Annotated in this window: 12 protein-coding genes and 1 riboswitch; of the genes, 8 read left to right on the top strand and 4 right to left on the bottom strand. The window is 57.7% G+C overall.

All coding sequences use genetic code 11. The annotated features are described in order from the left end of the window. Positions 1-37: 37 nt before the first annotated feature. On the bottom strand, positions 38-2689 hold the full coding sequence (ppc, locus tag HMPREF9538_RS19605; RefSeq protein WP_004181636.1) for a phosphoenolpyruvate carboxylase: 2652 nt from the start codon (positions 2687-2689) through the stop codon (positions 38-40). Between the two features lie 258 nt (positions 2690-2947). After that, complete coding sequence (argE, locus tag HMPREF9538_RS19610; RefSeq protein ID WP_020316820.1) at positions 2948-4099, bottom strand: acetylornithine deacetylase; 1152 nt, start codon at positions 4097-4099, stop codon at positions 2948-2950. Positions 4100-4212: 113 nt separating this feature from the next. On the opposite strand from argE, the gene argC reads away from it, so the two are divergent. The 4 genes from argC (at position 4213) to oxyR (ending at position 8650) form a co-directional block, all read left to right on the top strand. Next, positions 4213-5217 carry an N-acetyl-gamma-glutamyl-phosphate reductase gene (argC, locus tag HMPREF9538_RS19615; protein WP_004177967.1) on the top strand — a complete coding sequence of 335 codons (1005 nt, stop codon included), beginning with the start codon at positions 4213-4215 and terminating at the stop codon, positions 5215-5217. 6 nt (positions 5218-5223) lie between these two features. After that, positions 5224-6000, top strand: a complete 777-nt coding sequence (gene argB / locus HMPREF9538_RS19620) for an acetylglutamate kinase (protein ID WP_004187843.1) — start codon at positions 5224-5226, stop codon at positions 5998-6000. A gap of 99 nt (positions 6001-6099) precedes the next feature. Continuing rightward, complete coding sequence (argH, locus tag HMPREF9538_RS19625; RefSeq protein WP_004146283.1) at positions 6100-7473, top strand: argininosuccinate lyase; 1374 nt, start codon at positions 6100-6102, stop codon at positions 7471-7473. Positions 7474-7732: 259 nt separating this feature from the next. Continuing rightward, the gene (gene oxyR / locus HMPREF9538_RS19630) at positions 7733-8650 is read left to right on the top strand and encodes a DNA-binding transcriptional regulator OxyR (RefSeq protein ID WP_002883015.1); all 918 of its coding nucleotides are present in this window, start codon (positions 7733-7735) and stop codon (positions 8648-8650) included. On the opposite strand, the gene sthA is transcribed toward oxyR, so the two are convergent. Beyond that, positions 8633-10033, bottom strand: a complete 1401-nt coding sequence (sthA, locus tag HMPREF9538_RS0127180) for a Si-specific NAD(P)(+) transhydrogenase (protein ID WP_002883016.1) — start codon at positions 10031-10033, stop codon at positions 8633-8635. The genes oxyR and sthA overlap by 18 nt on opposite strands. A gap of 196 nt (positions 10034-10229) precedes the next feature. Between sthA and fabR the strand changes: the two genes are divergently transcribed. Together fabR and HMPREF9538_RS19640 are read left to right on the top strand one after the other, a co-directional pair. Next, a complete protein-coding gene (gene fabR, locus HMPREF9538_RS19635; protein ID WP_004151856.1) occupies positions 10230-10865 on the top strand; it encodes an HTH-type transcriptional repressor FabR in 636 nt (211 codons plus the stop codon). Between the two features lie 15 nt (positions 10866-10880). Beyond that, positions 10881-11240: a YijD family membrane protein gene (locus tag HMPREF9538_RS19640; protein ID WP_002883021.1), complete on the top strand. Its 360-nt coding sequence runs from the start codon at positions 10881-10883 to the stop codon at positions 11238-11240. A gap of 51 nt (positions 11241-11291) precedes the next feature. On the opposite strand, the gene trmA is transcribed toward HMPREF9538_RS19640, so the two are convergent. After that, a complete protein-coding gene (gene trmA, locus HMPREF9538_RS19645) occupies positions 11292-12392 on the bottom strand; it encodes a tRNA (uridine(54)-C5)-methyltransferase TrmA (protein ID WP_002883023.1) in 1101 nt (366 codons plus the stop codon). Positions 12393-12506: 114 nt separating this feature from the next. Beyond that, positions 12507-12694: riboswitch (cobalamin riboswitch) on the top strand. A gap of 64 nt (positions 12695-12758) precedes the next feature. On the opposite strand from trmA, the gene btuB reads away from it, so the two are divergent. Beyond that, positions 12759-14597, top strand: a complete 1839-nt coding sequence (btuB, locus tag HMPREF9538_RS19650; RefSeq protein WP_004146288.1) for a TonB-dependent vitamin B12 receptor BtuB — start codon at positions 12759-12761, stop codon at positions 14595-14597. Then, positions 14542-15393, top strand: a complete 852-nt coding sequence (murI, locus tag HMPREF9538_RS19655) for a glutamate racemase (RefSeq protein ID WP_002883026.1) — start codon at positions 14542-14544, stop codon at positions 15391-15393. Before btuB ends, murI begins: the two co-directional genes overlap by 56 nt. The last annotated feature ends 277 nt before the right edge of the window (positions 15394-15670 follow it).

Genomic DNA, 15670 nt, shown 5'->3' with positions numbered 1-15670 from the left:
CCCCCCCCCCGGCGGGGGGGGGGGGGGGGGAGAAAGATTAACCGGTGTTACGCATACCGGCGGCGACGCCGGCGATGGTGACCATCAGCGCTTGTTCAACGCGCGGATCCGGGTCCTTGCCCTCTTCTTCAGCCTGGCGTGAACGGTGCAGCAGTTCCGCCTGCAGGACGTTCAGCGGGTCGGTATAGATATTACGCAGCTGGATAGACTCGGCGATCCACGGCAGGTCGGCCATCAGATGGGAGTCGTTGGCGATGGCCAGCACGACGTTGATATCGGCAGCCAGCAGCTTGCGCAGCTCGGAACCCAGCGCCCACAGCTCCGGCTTCACCAGGCGCTGATCGTAGTACTCCGCCAGCCACAGGTCGGCCTTCGAGTAAACCATCTCCAGCATGCCGAGGCGGGTAGAGAAGAACGGCCAGTCGCGACACATGGCTTCCAGTTCACTCTGTTTTCCACCTTCGACCACCTTCTGCAGCGCAGCGCCAGCGCCCAGCCAGGCCGGCAGCATCAGGCGGTTCTGGGTCCAGGCGAAGATCCACGGAATGGCGCGCAGCGACTCGACGCCGCCGGTTGGACGACGTTTTGCCGGACGCGAACCCAGCGGCAGTTTGCCCAGCTCCTGCTCCGGGGTCGCAGAGCGGAAGTAAGGGACGAAATCTTTGTTTTCACGCACGTAGCCGCGATACATCTTGCACGACACGTCGGACAGCTCGGCCATGATGTCGCGCCATTCTGCTTTCGGCTCCGGCGGCGGCAGCAGGTTGGCTTCCAGAATGGCGCTGGTATACAGCGACAGGCTGCTGATGGTGACTTCCGGCAGGCCGTACTTAAAGCGGATCATCTCGCCCTGCTCGGTAACGCGCAGGCCGCCTTTCAGGCTTCCCGGCGGCTGCGAGAGCAGCGCGGCGTGGGCCGGCGCGCCGCCGCGGCCGATAGAGCCGCCGCGACCGTGGAACAGCGTCAGTTCAATACCGGCTTTTTCGCAGGTTTTGATCAGCGCGTCCTGCGCCTGGTACTGCGCCCAGGAGGCGGCCATCACGCCGGCATCTTTAGCGGAGTCAGAGTAGCCGATCATGACCATCTGCTTGCCCTGGATAAAGCCGCGGTACCAGTCGATATTCAGCAGCTGGGTCATGACGTCGTTGGCGTTGTTGAGGTCATCCAGCGTTTCGAACAGCGGGGCCACCGGCAGAGCAAAGCCAATCCCGGCTTCTTTCAGCAGGAGATGAACCGCCAGCACATCGGACGGCGTTTTCGCCATCGAGATCACGTAGGCGGCGATCGATCCGCGCGGCGCCTCGGCGATCACCTTGCAGGTGTCGAGAACTTCACGCGTCTCTTCGCTTGGCTCCCACTGGCGCGGCAGCAGCGGACGTTTGGAATTCAGTTCGCGGATCAGGAAAGCCTGTTTGTCGGCTTCCGACCAGCTTTCGTAGTCGCCGATCCCGAGGTAACGGGTCATTTCACCCAGCGCTTCGGTATGGCGGGTGCTTTCCTGACGAATATCAATACGCACCAGCGGTACGCCGAAAGACTTCACGCGGCGCAGGGTGTCGAGCAGCTCGCCGTTGGCGATAATGCCCATGCCGCAGGCCTGCAGCGATTTATAGCAGGCGTACAGCGGCTCCCACAGCTGCTCGTTCTGAGTGATCAGTCCCGCCGGTTTCGGCAGCTTCTGGCCTTTCAGGCGCGCTTCCAGCCAGGCCTGGGTCTCCATCAGTTGAGAGCGCAGTTTTTTCATCAGATAACGGTAAGGTTCCTGAGCGCCCTCGGCGCCAGCCAGTGCGCGCAGCTCGTCGGTACACTCCACCATCGACAGCTCGGAGATCAGCACCTGCACGTCTTTGAGGAACAGGTCGGTCGCTTTCCAGCGGCTGAGCAGCAGCACGTGGCGGGTGATGTCGGCAGTCACGTTCGGGTTGCCGTCGCGGTCGCCGCCCATCCACGAGGTGAAACGCACCGGGACGAAGTCCACCGGCAGCTGATAGCCAAGGTTGGCTTCCAGCTGTTCGTTCAGCTCGCGCAGATAGTTAGGCACCCCTTCCCACAGGCTGTTTTCCACCACCGCGAAGCCCCATTTGGCTTCATCGACCGGGGAAGGGCGGTGCTTACGAATTTCATCGGTATGCCACGACTGGGCGATCAGCTGGCGCAGACGGCGCATTAGCTGATGGTGCTCGTAGTCAGCGATATCTTTGTTGTCCAACTGCTTAAGGCAGTTGTTCACTTCCACCATTTTATGGATCAGCGTCCGGCGGGTGATCTCGGTCGGGTGGGCGGTTAACACCAGCTCCAGAGACAGCGATTCCACCGCTTGTTTGATGGTCTCTTCGTTGAGATTGGGTTGGTCTTTGAGCTTTCTCAGGGTACGCGCAATGACTTCCGGATTGCTGGCCGCTTCGCCATTCGCCGAAATGCTGTGGTACTGCTCAGCGGTGTTGGCCAGATTCAGAAACTGGCTGAAGGCACGGGCCACCGGCAGCAGTTCGTCGTTTGACAAATTCTGCAGCGTGGTCAGCAGCTCCTGGCGGTTAGCTTCGTTGCCGGCGCGTGAAGATTTGGACAACTTACGGATAGTTTCGACACGATCAAGAATATTTTCTCCCAATGCATCCTTGATGGTATCGCCCAGCACCTTGCCGAGCATACTGACATTACTACGCAATGCGGAATATTGTTCGTTCATGTTACCCCAGACACCCCATCTCATTTTATTTTGTTATATCCGCTGCGCTGGAACGTGAGCAACGGATAAGCAACCCGTCTTTTATAAAGCCACGTAAATACCCCCACGTCAATTACTGCGAAATCGCTTCAGCAAACGAGTAAATCGCCGTAATTTGCGAAATTTAATTCAGGGAGCGCTGGATAAGCATCGCTTATGGAAATGTGACGATCGTCACCGTTCCGCCCCGGGAGAAGGGGGCGGAAAAAGAGGGCGATTTTAGTGCCAGCAGAAGTGATGAACCACCTGGCTAATCAGCTCCCGGGTCGGCTTGATAAAGCGCGTCTCCAGATACTCGTCAGGCTGATGGGCCTGATTGATGGAGCCCGGGCCGAGAACCAGCGTCGGACACAGCGTCTGGATAAACGGCGCTTCGGTGCAGTAATTCACCACGTCGGTCTGCGCGCCAAGCAGTTTCTCGACCACCTGCACCAGCTTATGGTCCGGCGGGCACTCGTAGCCGGGGATCGGCGGATGCAGCTCAGAGACCGTCAGGCGGCCCGGCCAGCGTTCGCTGACCGGGGCCAGCGCCTCGCCCAACAGACCATTAAGATCGTTTAGGGTCATCCCCGGCAGCGGGCGGATATCCATATGCAGTTCACAGCAGGCGCAGATACGGTTTGAGGCATCGCCGCCATGGATAGCGCCCAGGTTGAGGGTTGGGTAAGGGACCGTAAACGCCTCGAAGTGATAGCGCTCTTTTAGCAGATCGCGCAACTGCATAATCCGGCCGATGGCGTCGTGCATCAGCTCAATCGCGTTGACCCCGCGCGCCGGATCGCTGGAGTGGCCGGACTGGCCCTGAATACGGATCGCGTTGGACATATGGCCTTTGTGGGCGCGGATCGGCTGCAGGGAGGTGGGCTCGCCGATGATGGCGCAGTCCGGGCGCAGCCGGGTGGTTTCGGCAAAGTAGCGCGCGCCGGCCATGCTGGTCTCTTCGTCGGCAGTGGCCAGAATATACAGCGGCTTTTTCAGCGTGGTGACGTCGACATCGCGCAGGGCGTCGAGAATAAAGGCGAAGAAGCCTTTCATATCGGCCGTGCCGAGGCCGTAGAGCTTGTTATCGTGTTCGGTGAGGGTGAACGGGTAGCGCGTCCAGCGGCCATCATCGAACGGCACGGTATCGGTATGCCCGGCGAGCAGCAGGCCGCCGGCGCCGTGTCCGGTGCTGGCCAGCAGGTTGAATTTATGGCGCGTATCCGGCACCGGCTGTATCTCAACATTGAAGCCGAGATCGCGGAACCAGCCTGCCAGCAAATTGATTAAAGACTCATTGCTTTGATCGAGAGCCTCTTCGGTCGCGCTGATGGACGGTGTGGCGATCAACGCGCGGTAAATCTCGATAAAGGGCGGTAAATTGTTTTTCATTGTTGACACACCTTGGGTCGTGATAGTATCAATATTCATGCATTTATTGTGAATAAAAATACAATATCGTTGAGCGTAAGAAAACCCATCGAATGTAAGGAGATGCGCTTCCAATGTTAAATACGCTGATTGTGGGTGCCAGTGGTTATGCCGGCGCAGAGCTGGTGACCTATATCAATCGTCATCCGCATATGAACATAACCGCTTTGACGGTCTCCGCGCAAAGCAATGATGCGGGAAAATTAATTTCCGACCTGCATCCGCAGCTCAAAGGCATTGTCGATATGCCGCTGCAGCCGATGTCCGATATCAGCGAATTCAGCGCTGGCGTGGACGTGGTGTTTCTCGCCACCGCGCACGAAGTGAGTCACGATCTGGCGCCGCAGTTTCTTGCCGCTGGCTGCGTGGTGTTCGATCTCTCCGGTGCCTTCCGCGTTAACGATGGGGCGTTCTACGAAAAATATTACGGTTTCACTCATCGGCATCCCGACCTGCTCAAACAGGCGGTGTATGGTCTGGCGGAGTGGAGCGCGGATGCGCTTAAAGACGCGCAGTTAATCGCAGTGCCAGGCTGCTATCCGACGGCGGCGCAGCTGTCGCTGAAGCCGCTGATTGAGGCCAATCTGCTGGATCTCAACCAGTGGCCGGTAATCAACGCTACCAGCGGGGTGAGCGGCGCGGGTCGTAAGGCCGCGATCGGCAACAGCTTCTGTGAAGTTAGCCTGCAGCCGTACGGCATATTTAACCATCGCCATCAGCCGGAGATTGCCAGCCACCTCGGGGCAAAGGTAATTTTTACCCCGCACCTGGGTAATTTTAAGCGCGGCATCCTGGAAACCATTACCTGCCGCCTGAAGCCGGGCGTCGGCCATGCGCAGATCGCGGCGGTTTACCAGCAGGCTTACGCCGATAAACCACTGGTACGTTTATATGATAAAGGCGTGCCCGCTTTGAAAAGCGTCGAAGGCCTGCCATTCTGTGATATCGGTTTTGCCGTGCAGGACGATCATCTCATCGTCGTCGCGGCAGAGGATAACCTGCTGAAAGGCGCCGCAGCGCAGGCGGTGCAGTGCGCGAATATTCGTTTCGGCTTCGCTGAGACGCAGTCTCTTATTTAAGGTGTGATGATGAACCCATTAATTATCAAACTTGGCGGCGTATTACTCGATAGCGAAGAAGCGCTGGAGCGCCTGTTTACCGCGCTGGTTAACTACCGTGAAGCGCACCAGCGTCCGCTGATTATCGTCCACGGCGGCGGCTGCGTGGTGGATGAGCTGATGAAGCAGCTCAACCTGCCGGTGCAGAAGAAAAATGGCCTGCGCGTTACGCCGGCTGAGCAAATCGACATCATCACCGGCGCGCTGGCGGGAACCGCCAACAAGACGCTGCTGGCGTGGGCGAAAAAACATGGTATTTCCTCGGTAGGCCTGTTCCTCGGCGATGGCGATAGCGTGAAGGTCACGCAACTGGATGCTGAGCTGGGCCATGTCGGGCTGGCGCAGCCGGGCTCCCCGGCACTGATCAACACCCTGTTGGCCGGCGGTTACCTGCCGGTGGTGAGCTCTATCGGGGTGACCGATGAAGGCCAGCTGATGAACGTCAACGCTGACCAGGCGGCGACAGCGCTGGCGGCCACCCTGGGGGCGGATCTGATCCTGTTGTCTGACGTTAGCGGTATCCTCGACGGTAAAGGGCAGCGCATTGCCGAGATGACCGCCGAGAAAGCGGAACAGCTGATCGAGCAGGGGATTATCACCGACGGCATGATTGTTAAAGTGAATGCGGCCCTTGACGCCGCACGTGCTCTGGGCCGTCCGGTGGATATCGCCTCCTGGCGTCACGCCGAGCAGCTGCCGGCGTTATTTAACGGCACGCCGATCGGCACACGTATTCTGGCTTAAGATTTCATGCCCGGCGGCGCGTCGTCTGCCGGGCTTACAAGACCGTAGGCCGGGCGGCACAATGCCGCCGGCGGAACTAACGAATAAAGGAAGCATGTTATGGCACTTTGGGGCGGGCGTTTTACACAGGCAGCAGATCAACGGTTCAAACAGTTCAACGACTCGTTGCGCTTCGACTATCGTCTGGCGGAGCAGGATATCGTTGGCTCTGTCGCCTGGTCGAAAGCGCTGGTAACGGTCGGCGTTCTGAGTGCCGCTGAACAGCAGCAGCTGGAAGAAGCGCTGAACGTGCTGCTGGAAGAGGTGCGCGCCAATCCGCAGCAAATCCTCGCCAGCGATGCCGAAGATATTCACAGCTGGGTGGAAGGCAAGCTGATCGATAAAGTGGGCCAGCTGGGCAAGAAACTGCACACCGGGCGCAGCCGTAACGACCAGGTCGCCACCGATCTTAAACTGTGGTGCAAAGATACCGTTGTCGAACTGCTCTCGGCGAACCGCCAGCTGCAGAGCGCGCTGGTGGAGACCGCCCAGCAGAATCAGGACGCGGTAATGCCGGGGTACACCCACCTGCAGCGCGCCCAGCCGGTGACGTTCGCGCACTGGTGTCTGGCCTACGTTGAAATGCTGGCGCGTGACGAAAGCCGTCTGCAGGACGCGCTGAAGCGCCTCGACGTCAGCCCGCTGGGCTGCGGCGCGCTGGCGGGGACGGCGTATGAGATCGACCGCGAGCAGCTGGCCGGCTGGCTGGGCTTTGCCTCCGCCACCCGCAACAGCCTCGACAGCGTGTCCGATCGCGATCATGTGCTGGAGCTGCTTTCCGATGCGGCTATCGGTATGGTGCATCTGTCGCGCTTTGCGGAAGATCTGATTTTCTTTAACTCCGGCGAGGCGAACTTCGTCGAGCTTTCCGACCGCGTGACCTCCGGCTCCTCGCTGATGCCGCAGAAGAAAAACCCGGACGCCCTGGAGCTTATCCGTGGCAAATGCGGCCGCGTGCAGGGTGCGCTGACCGGCATGATGATGACGCTGAAAGGACTGCCGCTGGCCTACAACAAAGACATGCAGGAAGATAAAGAGGGGCTTTTCGACGCCCTGGATACCTGGCTCGACTGCCTGCATATGGCGGCCCTGGTGCTGGACGGCATTCAGGTAAAACGCCCGCGCTGTGCGGAAGCGGCGCAACAGGGCTATGCCAACGCCACTGAGCTGGCGGATTATCTGGTGGCGAAAGGCGTACCGTTCCGCGAGGCGCACCATATTGTCGGTGAAGCGGTAGTGGAAGCCATTGCGCAAGGGAAACCGCTGGAAGCGCTGACCCTGGCCGATCTGCAGAAATTCAGCCCGGTGATTGCGGACGATGTGTATCCGATCCTGTCGCTGCAGTCCTGCCTCGAGAAACGCGCAGCGAAAGGCGGCGTCTCGCCGCAGCAGGTAGCCCAGGCTATCAACGAGGCGAAGGCTCGTTTAAGCTAATCCTTAGATATCTGCCCTCCCTGACCCGGCCAAGCCCAGCGACGCCGGGTTTTTTATGCAAAAAAAAAGCGGACGCAAGGTCCGCAAAAGTTCACGTTGGCTTTAGTTGTTCGGGTAGAGAAACAGTGTGACGGGTCAGTGATTTTCACAGGTAGACCGTCTTTATGGGCGTATTATTGAACAGAAAACTTGATAGGGATAATCGTTCGTTGCTATGCTATCTATCGCCATGGACTATCGTGGCGATGGAGGATGAATAATGAATATTCGCGATCTTGAATACCTGGTAGCGCTCGCCGAACACCGCCACTTCCGGCGGGCGGCTGACTCATGCCATGTGAGCCAACCGACGCTCAGCGGACAGATCCGCAAGCTGGAGGATGAGCTTGGCGTCATGCTGCTGGAGCGCACCAGCCGTAAGGTTCTGTTTACCCAGGCGGGGCTGTTGCTGGTGGATCAGGCGCGTACCGTGTTACGCGAAGTAAAAGTGCTCAAGGAAATGGCAAGCCAACAAGGGGAAACCATGTCCGGGCCGCTGCATATCGGCCTGATCCCGACAATTGGCCCGTACCTGCTGCCGCACATCATTCCGATGCTGCATCAGACCTTCCCGAAGCTGGAAATGTATCTGCACGAAGCGCAGACCCATCAGCTGCTGGCTCAGCTCGACAGCGGTAAGCTCGACTGCGCCATCCTGGCGCTGGTCAAAGAGAGCGAGGCCTTTATCGAGGTGCCGCTGTTCGATGAGCCGATGATGTTGGCTATCTATGAAGATCATCCGTGGGCGAACCGCGATCGGGTGCCGATGTCGGATCTGGCCGGTGAAAAGCTGCTGATGCTGGAGGATGGCCACTGCCTGCGCGATCAGGCGATGGGCTTCTGCTTTGAAGCGGGGGCGGATGAGGATACCCACTTCCGCGCGACCAGCCTGGAAACGCTGCGCAATATGGTGGCGGCAGGCAGCGGCATTACCCTGCTGCCGGCGCTGGCGGTGCCGCAGGAGAGAAAACGCGATGGCGTAGTCTACCTGCCGTGCATTAAGCCAGAGCCAAGACGCACCATCGGTCTGGTTTATCGTCCGGGCTCCCCGCTGCGCAGCCGCTATGAACATCTGGCGGAGGCCATCCGCGGCACGATGGATGGCCATTTCGACAAGGCGTTAAAACAGGCGGTTTAAGCCGTTCAGCGCGGCAACCCGGTACGCTTCCGCCATGGTCGGGTAGTTAAAGGTGGTGTTGACGAAGTACTCAATGGTGTTGCCACCGCCTTTCTGCTCCATGATCGCCTGGCCGATATGAATAATTTCGGCCGCGCGCTCGCCAAAGCAGTGAATGCCAAGGATCTCCTTGGTTTCCCGATGGAACAGGATCTTCAGCGTACCAACGCTCATACCGACGATTTGCGCCCGCGCCAGGTGTTTAAACTGGGCGCGGCCCACCTCATACGGCACTTTCATCGCCGTCAGCTGCTGCTCGGTTTTCCCGACGGAGCTGATTTCCGGAATGGTATAGATCCCGGTCGGAATATCTTCAATCAGATGCGCTGAGGCTTCGCCTTTCACCAGCGCCTGGGCGGCAATGCGTCCTTGATCGTAAGCGGCAGAAGCCAGGCTTGGATAGCCGATGACATCGCCAACCGCATAGATGTGCGGGAGGGCGGTCTGATACATGCTGTTGACCTTCAGCTGACCGCGGCTGTCGGTCTGCAGACCGATATTTTCCAGCGCCAGGGTGTCGGTGTTGCCGGTGCGGCCGTTAGCGTACAGCAGGCAATCGGCCTTCAGCTTTTTGCCGGACTTCAGGTGCATGATCACCCCGTCATCCACCCCTTCAATTTTCTCATACTCCTCGTTGTGGCGAATAACCACGCCGCTGTTCCAGAAGTGATAAGAGAGCGAGTCTGACATCTCCTGATCGAGGAAGGCCAGCAGACGATCGCGGGTGTTGATCAGATCGACCTTCACCTCCATGCCGCGGAAGATCGACGCATATTCACAACCGATCACCCCGGCGCCGTAAATGATCACATGGCGCGGCTCATGCTGCAGGCTGAGAATCGAATCGCTGTCATAGATGCGCGGGTGGTGGAAATCGACATCCGCCGGATGGTAGGGGCGCGATCCGCAGGCGATAACGAATTTCTCCGCGGTCACAGTCTCGACCGTGCCGTCATGGCACTCCAGCGCCAGAGTATGCTCATCCACGAAGTGGGCATTGCCCTGCAGAATTTCACAGTGGTTGCGCTCATAGAATCCCTGGCGCATATGAGTCTGCTGGTTGATGACGCTGTCGGCATGGTTAAGGATGTCGGCGAAAGAAGAGCGAAGAAGGCGGGAGTGGTCGCTGTAGAGGGGGTTTTGGTTAAACTCGATAATACGGCTGACGGCATGGCGGAGGGCTTTCGACGGGATGGTGCCCCAGTGGGTGCAACCGCCGCCGACATTATGGTAGCGCTCGATGACGGCAACGCGTGCTCCCTGTTTCACCAGTCCCATGGCGGCGCCTTCCCCGCCAGGACCGGAACCAATCACTATTGCATCATAATCCCAAGAGTGTGACATGGCATTACTCACCTGTTTTATACATAAAATAAACACGATGATAACATTCGCTGCGCTTTAACCCAATTATCGTTGTGCTTTTTTGCAGCATAAAAGCAGAAACGGCTCGTAAACAATCATTCACAATCCAGGGCAAACCGATTAGTTTTAATCTCTGGTATAGTGCCAGCAGGGCTATTGGAAGGATTCATACATCGTGATGGGCGTAAGAGCACAACAAAAAGAAAAAACCCGCCGTTCGCTGGTGGAAGCGGCATTCAGCCAACTTAGCGCTGAGCGGAGTTTCGCCAGCCTGAGCTTGCGTGAAGTGGCCCGGGAAGCAGGGATCGCGCCGACGTCCTTTTATCGTCATTTTCGCGACGTCGATGAGCTGGGCCTGACGATGGTCGATGAGAGCGGACTGATGCTGCGCCAGCTGATGCGCCAGGCGCGCCAGCGGATAGCCAAAGGCGGCAGCGTGATCCGCACCTCGGTCTCCACCTTTATGGAATTTATCGGTAACAACCCGAACGCCTTCCGCCTGCTGCTGCGCGAGCGCTCGGGAACTTCTGCGGCGTTTCGCGCCGCCGTCGCACGCGAGATCCAGCACTTTATTGCGGAACTCGCCGACTATTTAGAACTCGAAAACCATATGCCGCGCGCCTTTACCGAAGCGCAGGCTGAAGCTATGGTCACCATCGTTTTTAGCGCTGGCGCGGAAGCGCTGGATGTCGGCCCTGAGCAGCGCCGGCAGCTGGAGGAACGGTTGGTACTGCAGCTTCGAATGATCTCGAAAGGCGCGTATTACTGGTATCGCCGTGAACAAGAAAAAATGTCACATCATTCCGAATAACGTGAAGGACGAGCAATGAAACACTCAGTTCAAGATAAAGGTACGCTGCTGCTGGCGCTGATTGCCGGGTTATCCATTAATGGCGCCTTTGCGGCGCTGTTCAGTTCGATAGTTCCGTTTTCCGTCTTCCCCATTTTATCCCTGCTGCTGACGGTCTACTGTCTGCATCAGCGCTATCAGAATCGCAGTATGCCCGTTGGGCTACCGGGCCTGGCCGCCGCCTTTTTTATTCTCGGGGTGCTGTTGTACAGCACCGTCGTGCGTGCGGAGTACCCGGATATCGGTTCTAACTTCTTCCCGGCCGTTCTGTCCGTCGCGATGGTCTTCTGGATCGGCTACAAGATGCGTAACCGCAAAGATACCGCAGCCGAGTAAGCCGCCAGCGGTAAAAAAACCGGCAATATGACGTTGCCGGTTTTTTTGGGCCTATTTGCGGGTCAGCAGGACGCCGCACTCCATGTGATGGGTATACGGGAACTGGTCGAACAGCGCCAGCCGGGTAACGTTGTGCGTCTGGCTTAGCGTTTCCAGGTTGCGACACAGCGTTTCCGGGTTGCACGAAATGTACAAAATACGCGGATAGGCCTGCACCATTTTTTCCGTCTCGCTGTCCAGCCCGCTGCGCGGTGGATCGACGAAGATGGTTTCGCACTGATAGCTATGCAGATCGATACCCTGCAGCCGGTTGAACTGCCGCACCCCGTTCATCGCCTGAGTAAACTCTTCCGCCGCCATGCGGATAATCTGCACGTTGTCGATATGGTTAGCGGCGATGTTGTACTGCGCCGCCGCCACCGACGGTTTGGCGATTTCGGTGGCCAATACGCGATCGAAATTACGTGCCAGCGCCAGCGAGAAGTTACCGTTGCCGCAGTACAATTCCAGCAGGTCGCCAGTCGCCCCTTTGGTGACATCCAGTGCCCACTCCAGCATCTGAATGTTCATGGCCGCGTTCGGTTGGGTAAAGCTGTTTTCCACCTGACGGTAGATCATCTCCCGCCCGCCAACCGGCAGGCGTTCATCTATATAGTCTTGATCGAGCTCGATTTTGGTTTTGGTCGCCCGCCCAATCAGATGCACATTGAGCCCCTGGGCTCGCAGGGCGTCACGCAGCGCCTCCGCTTGCTCCCGCCAGGCATCGTCCAGCTTTTTATGATACAGCAGCGAAACGACCGCCTGGTTGCTGAGGGTGGTCAGATAGTCAATCTGGAACAGCTTCTGGCGTAGCACGGGATTGTTGCGTACGCCCTCCAGCATGGCGGTCATCAGCTGATTGATCAGCGCGCTGGCGGCCGGGAAGCTGTCAACGCGAATCCGCGACCGGGTCTGCTGATCGAAAATAATATGGTACAGATCGTCGCCATCGTGCCACAGACGGAACTCGGCGCGCATACGGTAGTGGCTGACCGGCGAACGAAACACTTCCGGAACCGGCGCGGCAAAAGGCGCCATCATGGTTTGCAAACGGACGACTTTTTCTGCCAGCTGCGCTTCGTATTGTTCGGTAGGAAGGTGTTCGGGGGTCATGATGTATCCTGAATAAAATAAGTACGCGGGGATTGTAGGGAAAGCGCCGGGGATGTCCAGCCTCGAATGCCGCGGGAAATATAATTAGCAGTCTGGACATCTATATGGTTCTGATTGTAGCATTCGCCTACCGGTCCTGTGAGTTAAAAGGGAACCCAGTGGAAATCTGGGGCTGACGCGCAGCGGTAAGGAAGGTGAGAAATGAGCGCACTCGGTGCAGACACTGCGGCTAGCCGTGGGAAGTCATTATTTCTTGAAACAGCCTCCAAGCCCGAAGACCTGCCGGAATACGTCGCACTGGGTTTTATCGTCGCGAGCAACTGATAAAACCTGCGGCATCCTTTTTTTGTTTCGGATGCTTTTACAATGATTAAAAAAGCTTCGCTGATGACGGCCTTATCCGTCACGGCATTTTCCGGCTGGGCGCAGGATAGCAATTCAGATACGTTGGTGGTGACAGCAAACCGTTTTCAACAGCCGGTCAATACCGTGCTGGCGCCGACCGACATTGTGACGCGCGATGACATCGACCGCTGGCAGTCCAAAGATTTAAACGATGTCATGCGTCGTCTTCCCGGGGTCGATATTGCCCGCAACGGCGGCATGGGGCAGAGCGCTTCGCTGTATGTTCGGGGGACGGAGGCTCGTCACGTGCTGGTGCTGATCGACGGTGTGCCGATGGCGCGTCCGGGGATCTCCAACGGCGTAGATATCAGTCAGATCCCTATCTCACTGGTCCAGCGGGTGGAATACATCCGCGGCCCGCGCTCCGCGGTGTACGGCTCCGGAGCGATCGGCGGGGTGGTGAACATCATCACCATGACCGACGCTGAGCGTTCGCAGATCAACGCCGGCGCGGGTACGAACGGCTATCAGTCCTATGACGGCGCCTTTAACAAGCGGTTTGGCGATACGTTGGTTACCGCTGCTGGCGCCTATCAGACCACCAAAGGGTTTAACGTCCAGCCGAATTCCTCTTACAGCGGCGACAGCGATCGCGACGGCTACCGCAATAAAATGCTGTGGGGCGGGGTACAGCATCAGTTCGATGACAACTTCTCGGGGTTCTTCCGCGGCTATGGTTATTCCGCCAACGCTGACTATGACCAGGGTAACTGGGGCTACGCAGGTGGAAACGATGAAGATCAATCCTATACCCAATCCTGGGATACCGGTCTGCACTACCACTCCGGAATTTACTCCTCCCAGCTGATTGCTAACTATCAGCGCATCAAAGATTACAACTACAGCAGCGACGCTGGCCGCTATGCCGCGGGCACCACCCTGGATGATATGGAACAGCGCTATATCCAGTGGGGAAATAATGTTGTGGTAGGCCATGGGGCAGTGAGCGGCGGCGTTGACTGGAAACAAGAGAAGCTGAAATCCAGCGGAACGACCAGTACCGACGTGTATAAGCGTGACACCACCGGTCTTTATCTGACGGGACAGCAGCAGATTGACAGCGTGACGCTGGAAGCTTCCGGCCGTGAGGATCATGACGAGCAGTTTGGCTGGCACGGTACCTGGCAGACGGCCGCAGGCTGGGAATTTATCGACGGTTATCGGACAACGCTCTCGTACGGCACAGGATTCCTCGCCCCCTCCCTCGGGCAGCAGTACGGTGCAGAACGCTTTGGCATCGCCTCTAACCCGAATCTGAAGCCAGAGGAGTCGAAGCAATGGGAAGCGGGCCTTGAAGGGTTAACGGGGCCGGTCGACTGGCGCCTCTCCGCGTATCGCTATGAGATTCAAAACCTCATCGATTACGACAACAACGCCTATTACAACGTCAAGTCGGCGACGATTAAGGGGCTGGAGTGGACGGGGAATATAACCACCGGGCCGGTGGAGCACCATCTGACGCTGCAGTATGTTGACCCTCGCGATGATGAAACCAATAAGATCCTCTATCGCCGGGCGAAGCAGCAGGTGAAATACGAGCTGAACGGCCAGGTCTACGATCTGGGGTGGGATGTGACGTATCACTACATCGGCAAGCGTTACGATTATGACTACGACAACTCGCGTACCGTCAATATGGGTGGGTTGAGCCTCTGGGATGTCGGTTTATCGTATCCCGTCACCTCACACCTGACAGTTCGTGGTAAAATAGCCAACCTGTTCGATAAAGATTACGAGACAGTTTATGGCTACCAATCTGCAGGACGGGAATACACCTTGTCTGGCAGCTACACCTTCTGATCCACGTCCCACCGTGCTGGTGTTTGATTCCGGCGTCGGTGGGTTGTCGGTTTATAATGAGATTCGGCAGCTGCTGCCGAATCTGCATTACATCTATGCTTTCGATAACGTTGCCTTCCCCTATGGCGAGAAGAGCGAGGAGTTTATCGTTGAGCGCGTTGTGGAAATCGTCACCGCTGTCCAGCAGCGTTATCCCCTGGCGCTGGCGGTGATCGCCTGCAATACCGCCAGTACCGTCTCCCTGCCTGCCCTGCGTGAAAAGTTCGCTTTCCCCGTCGTTGGCGTGGTGCCGGCGATCAAGCCCGCCGCCCGTTTAACGGCGAACGGCATTGTTGGCCTGCTGGCGACGCGCGGTACCGTAAAGCGTCCTTATACCCGTGAGCTGATCGACCGCTTTGCCAATGAATGTCGGATTGAAATGCTGGGGTCGGCGGAGCTGGTGGAGCTGGCGGAAGCGAAGCTGCACGGCGAGCCTGTGCCGTTAGAAGAGCTGCGCCGTATCCTGCGCCCATGGCTGCGGATGCAGGAGCCGCCGGATACGGTGGTGCTGGGCTGCACCCACTTTCCTCTTTTACAGGAGGAGCTGCAGCGCGTTCTGCCGGAAGGCACACGGCTGATCGATTCCGGCGCGGCGATTGCCCGTCGCACCGCCTGGCTGTTAGAGCATGAAGCGCCGGATGCGAAGTCCAGCGACGAGAATAAAGCATTCTGCATGGCGCTGACGGCAGAAACAGAACAGCTTTTACCCGTTCTGCGTCGCTATGGCTTCTCGACGCTGGAAAAATTACCGCTCTAAGGGCGTTTTGCACAAAAAAGAGACGGTTGAATAATTTTTTGAAAACAGGGCTTGTCAACGTCTCAGAACTCCCTATAATGCGCCTCCACTGACACGGAACAACGGCAAGCAAGCCGCCGGGTCAGCAGGGTTTTAGCGGTGAAGTTCAGCGCTAAAAACTGACAGAGAAAAGCAAAATAAGGGCTTGACTCTGAATGAGGAAAACGTATTATACGGGACCTCGCAACGGTGAGCTGAAAGCCGCGTTGCAACTGCTCTTTAACAATTTATCAGACAA

The organism is Klebsiella sp. MS 92-3, from assembly GCF_000195655.1.
GTDB classification, from domain to species: Bacteria; Pseudomonadota; Gammaproteobacteria; order Enterobacterales; family Enterobacteriaceae; genus Klebsiella; species Klebsiella pneumoniae.
The sequence above is the reverse complement of the archived record's forward strand: the minus strand, read 5'-3'. Positions and strand labels throughout refer to the sequence as shown.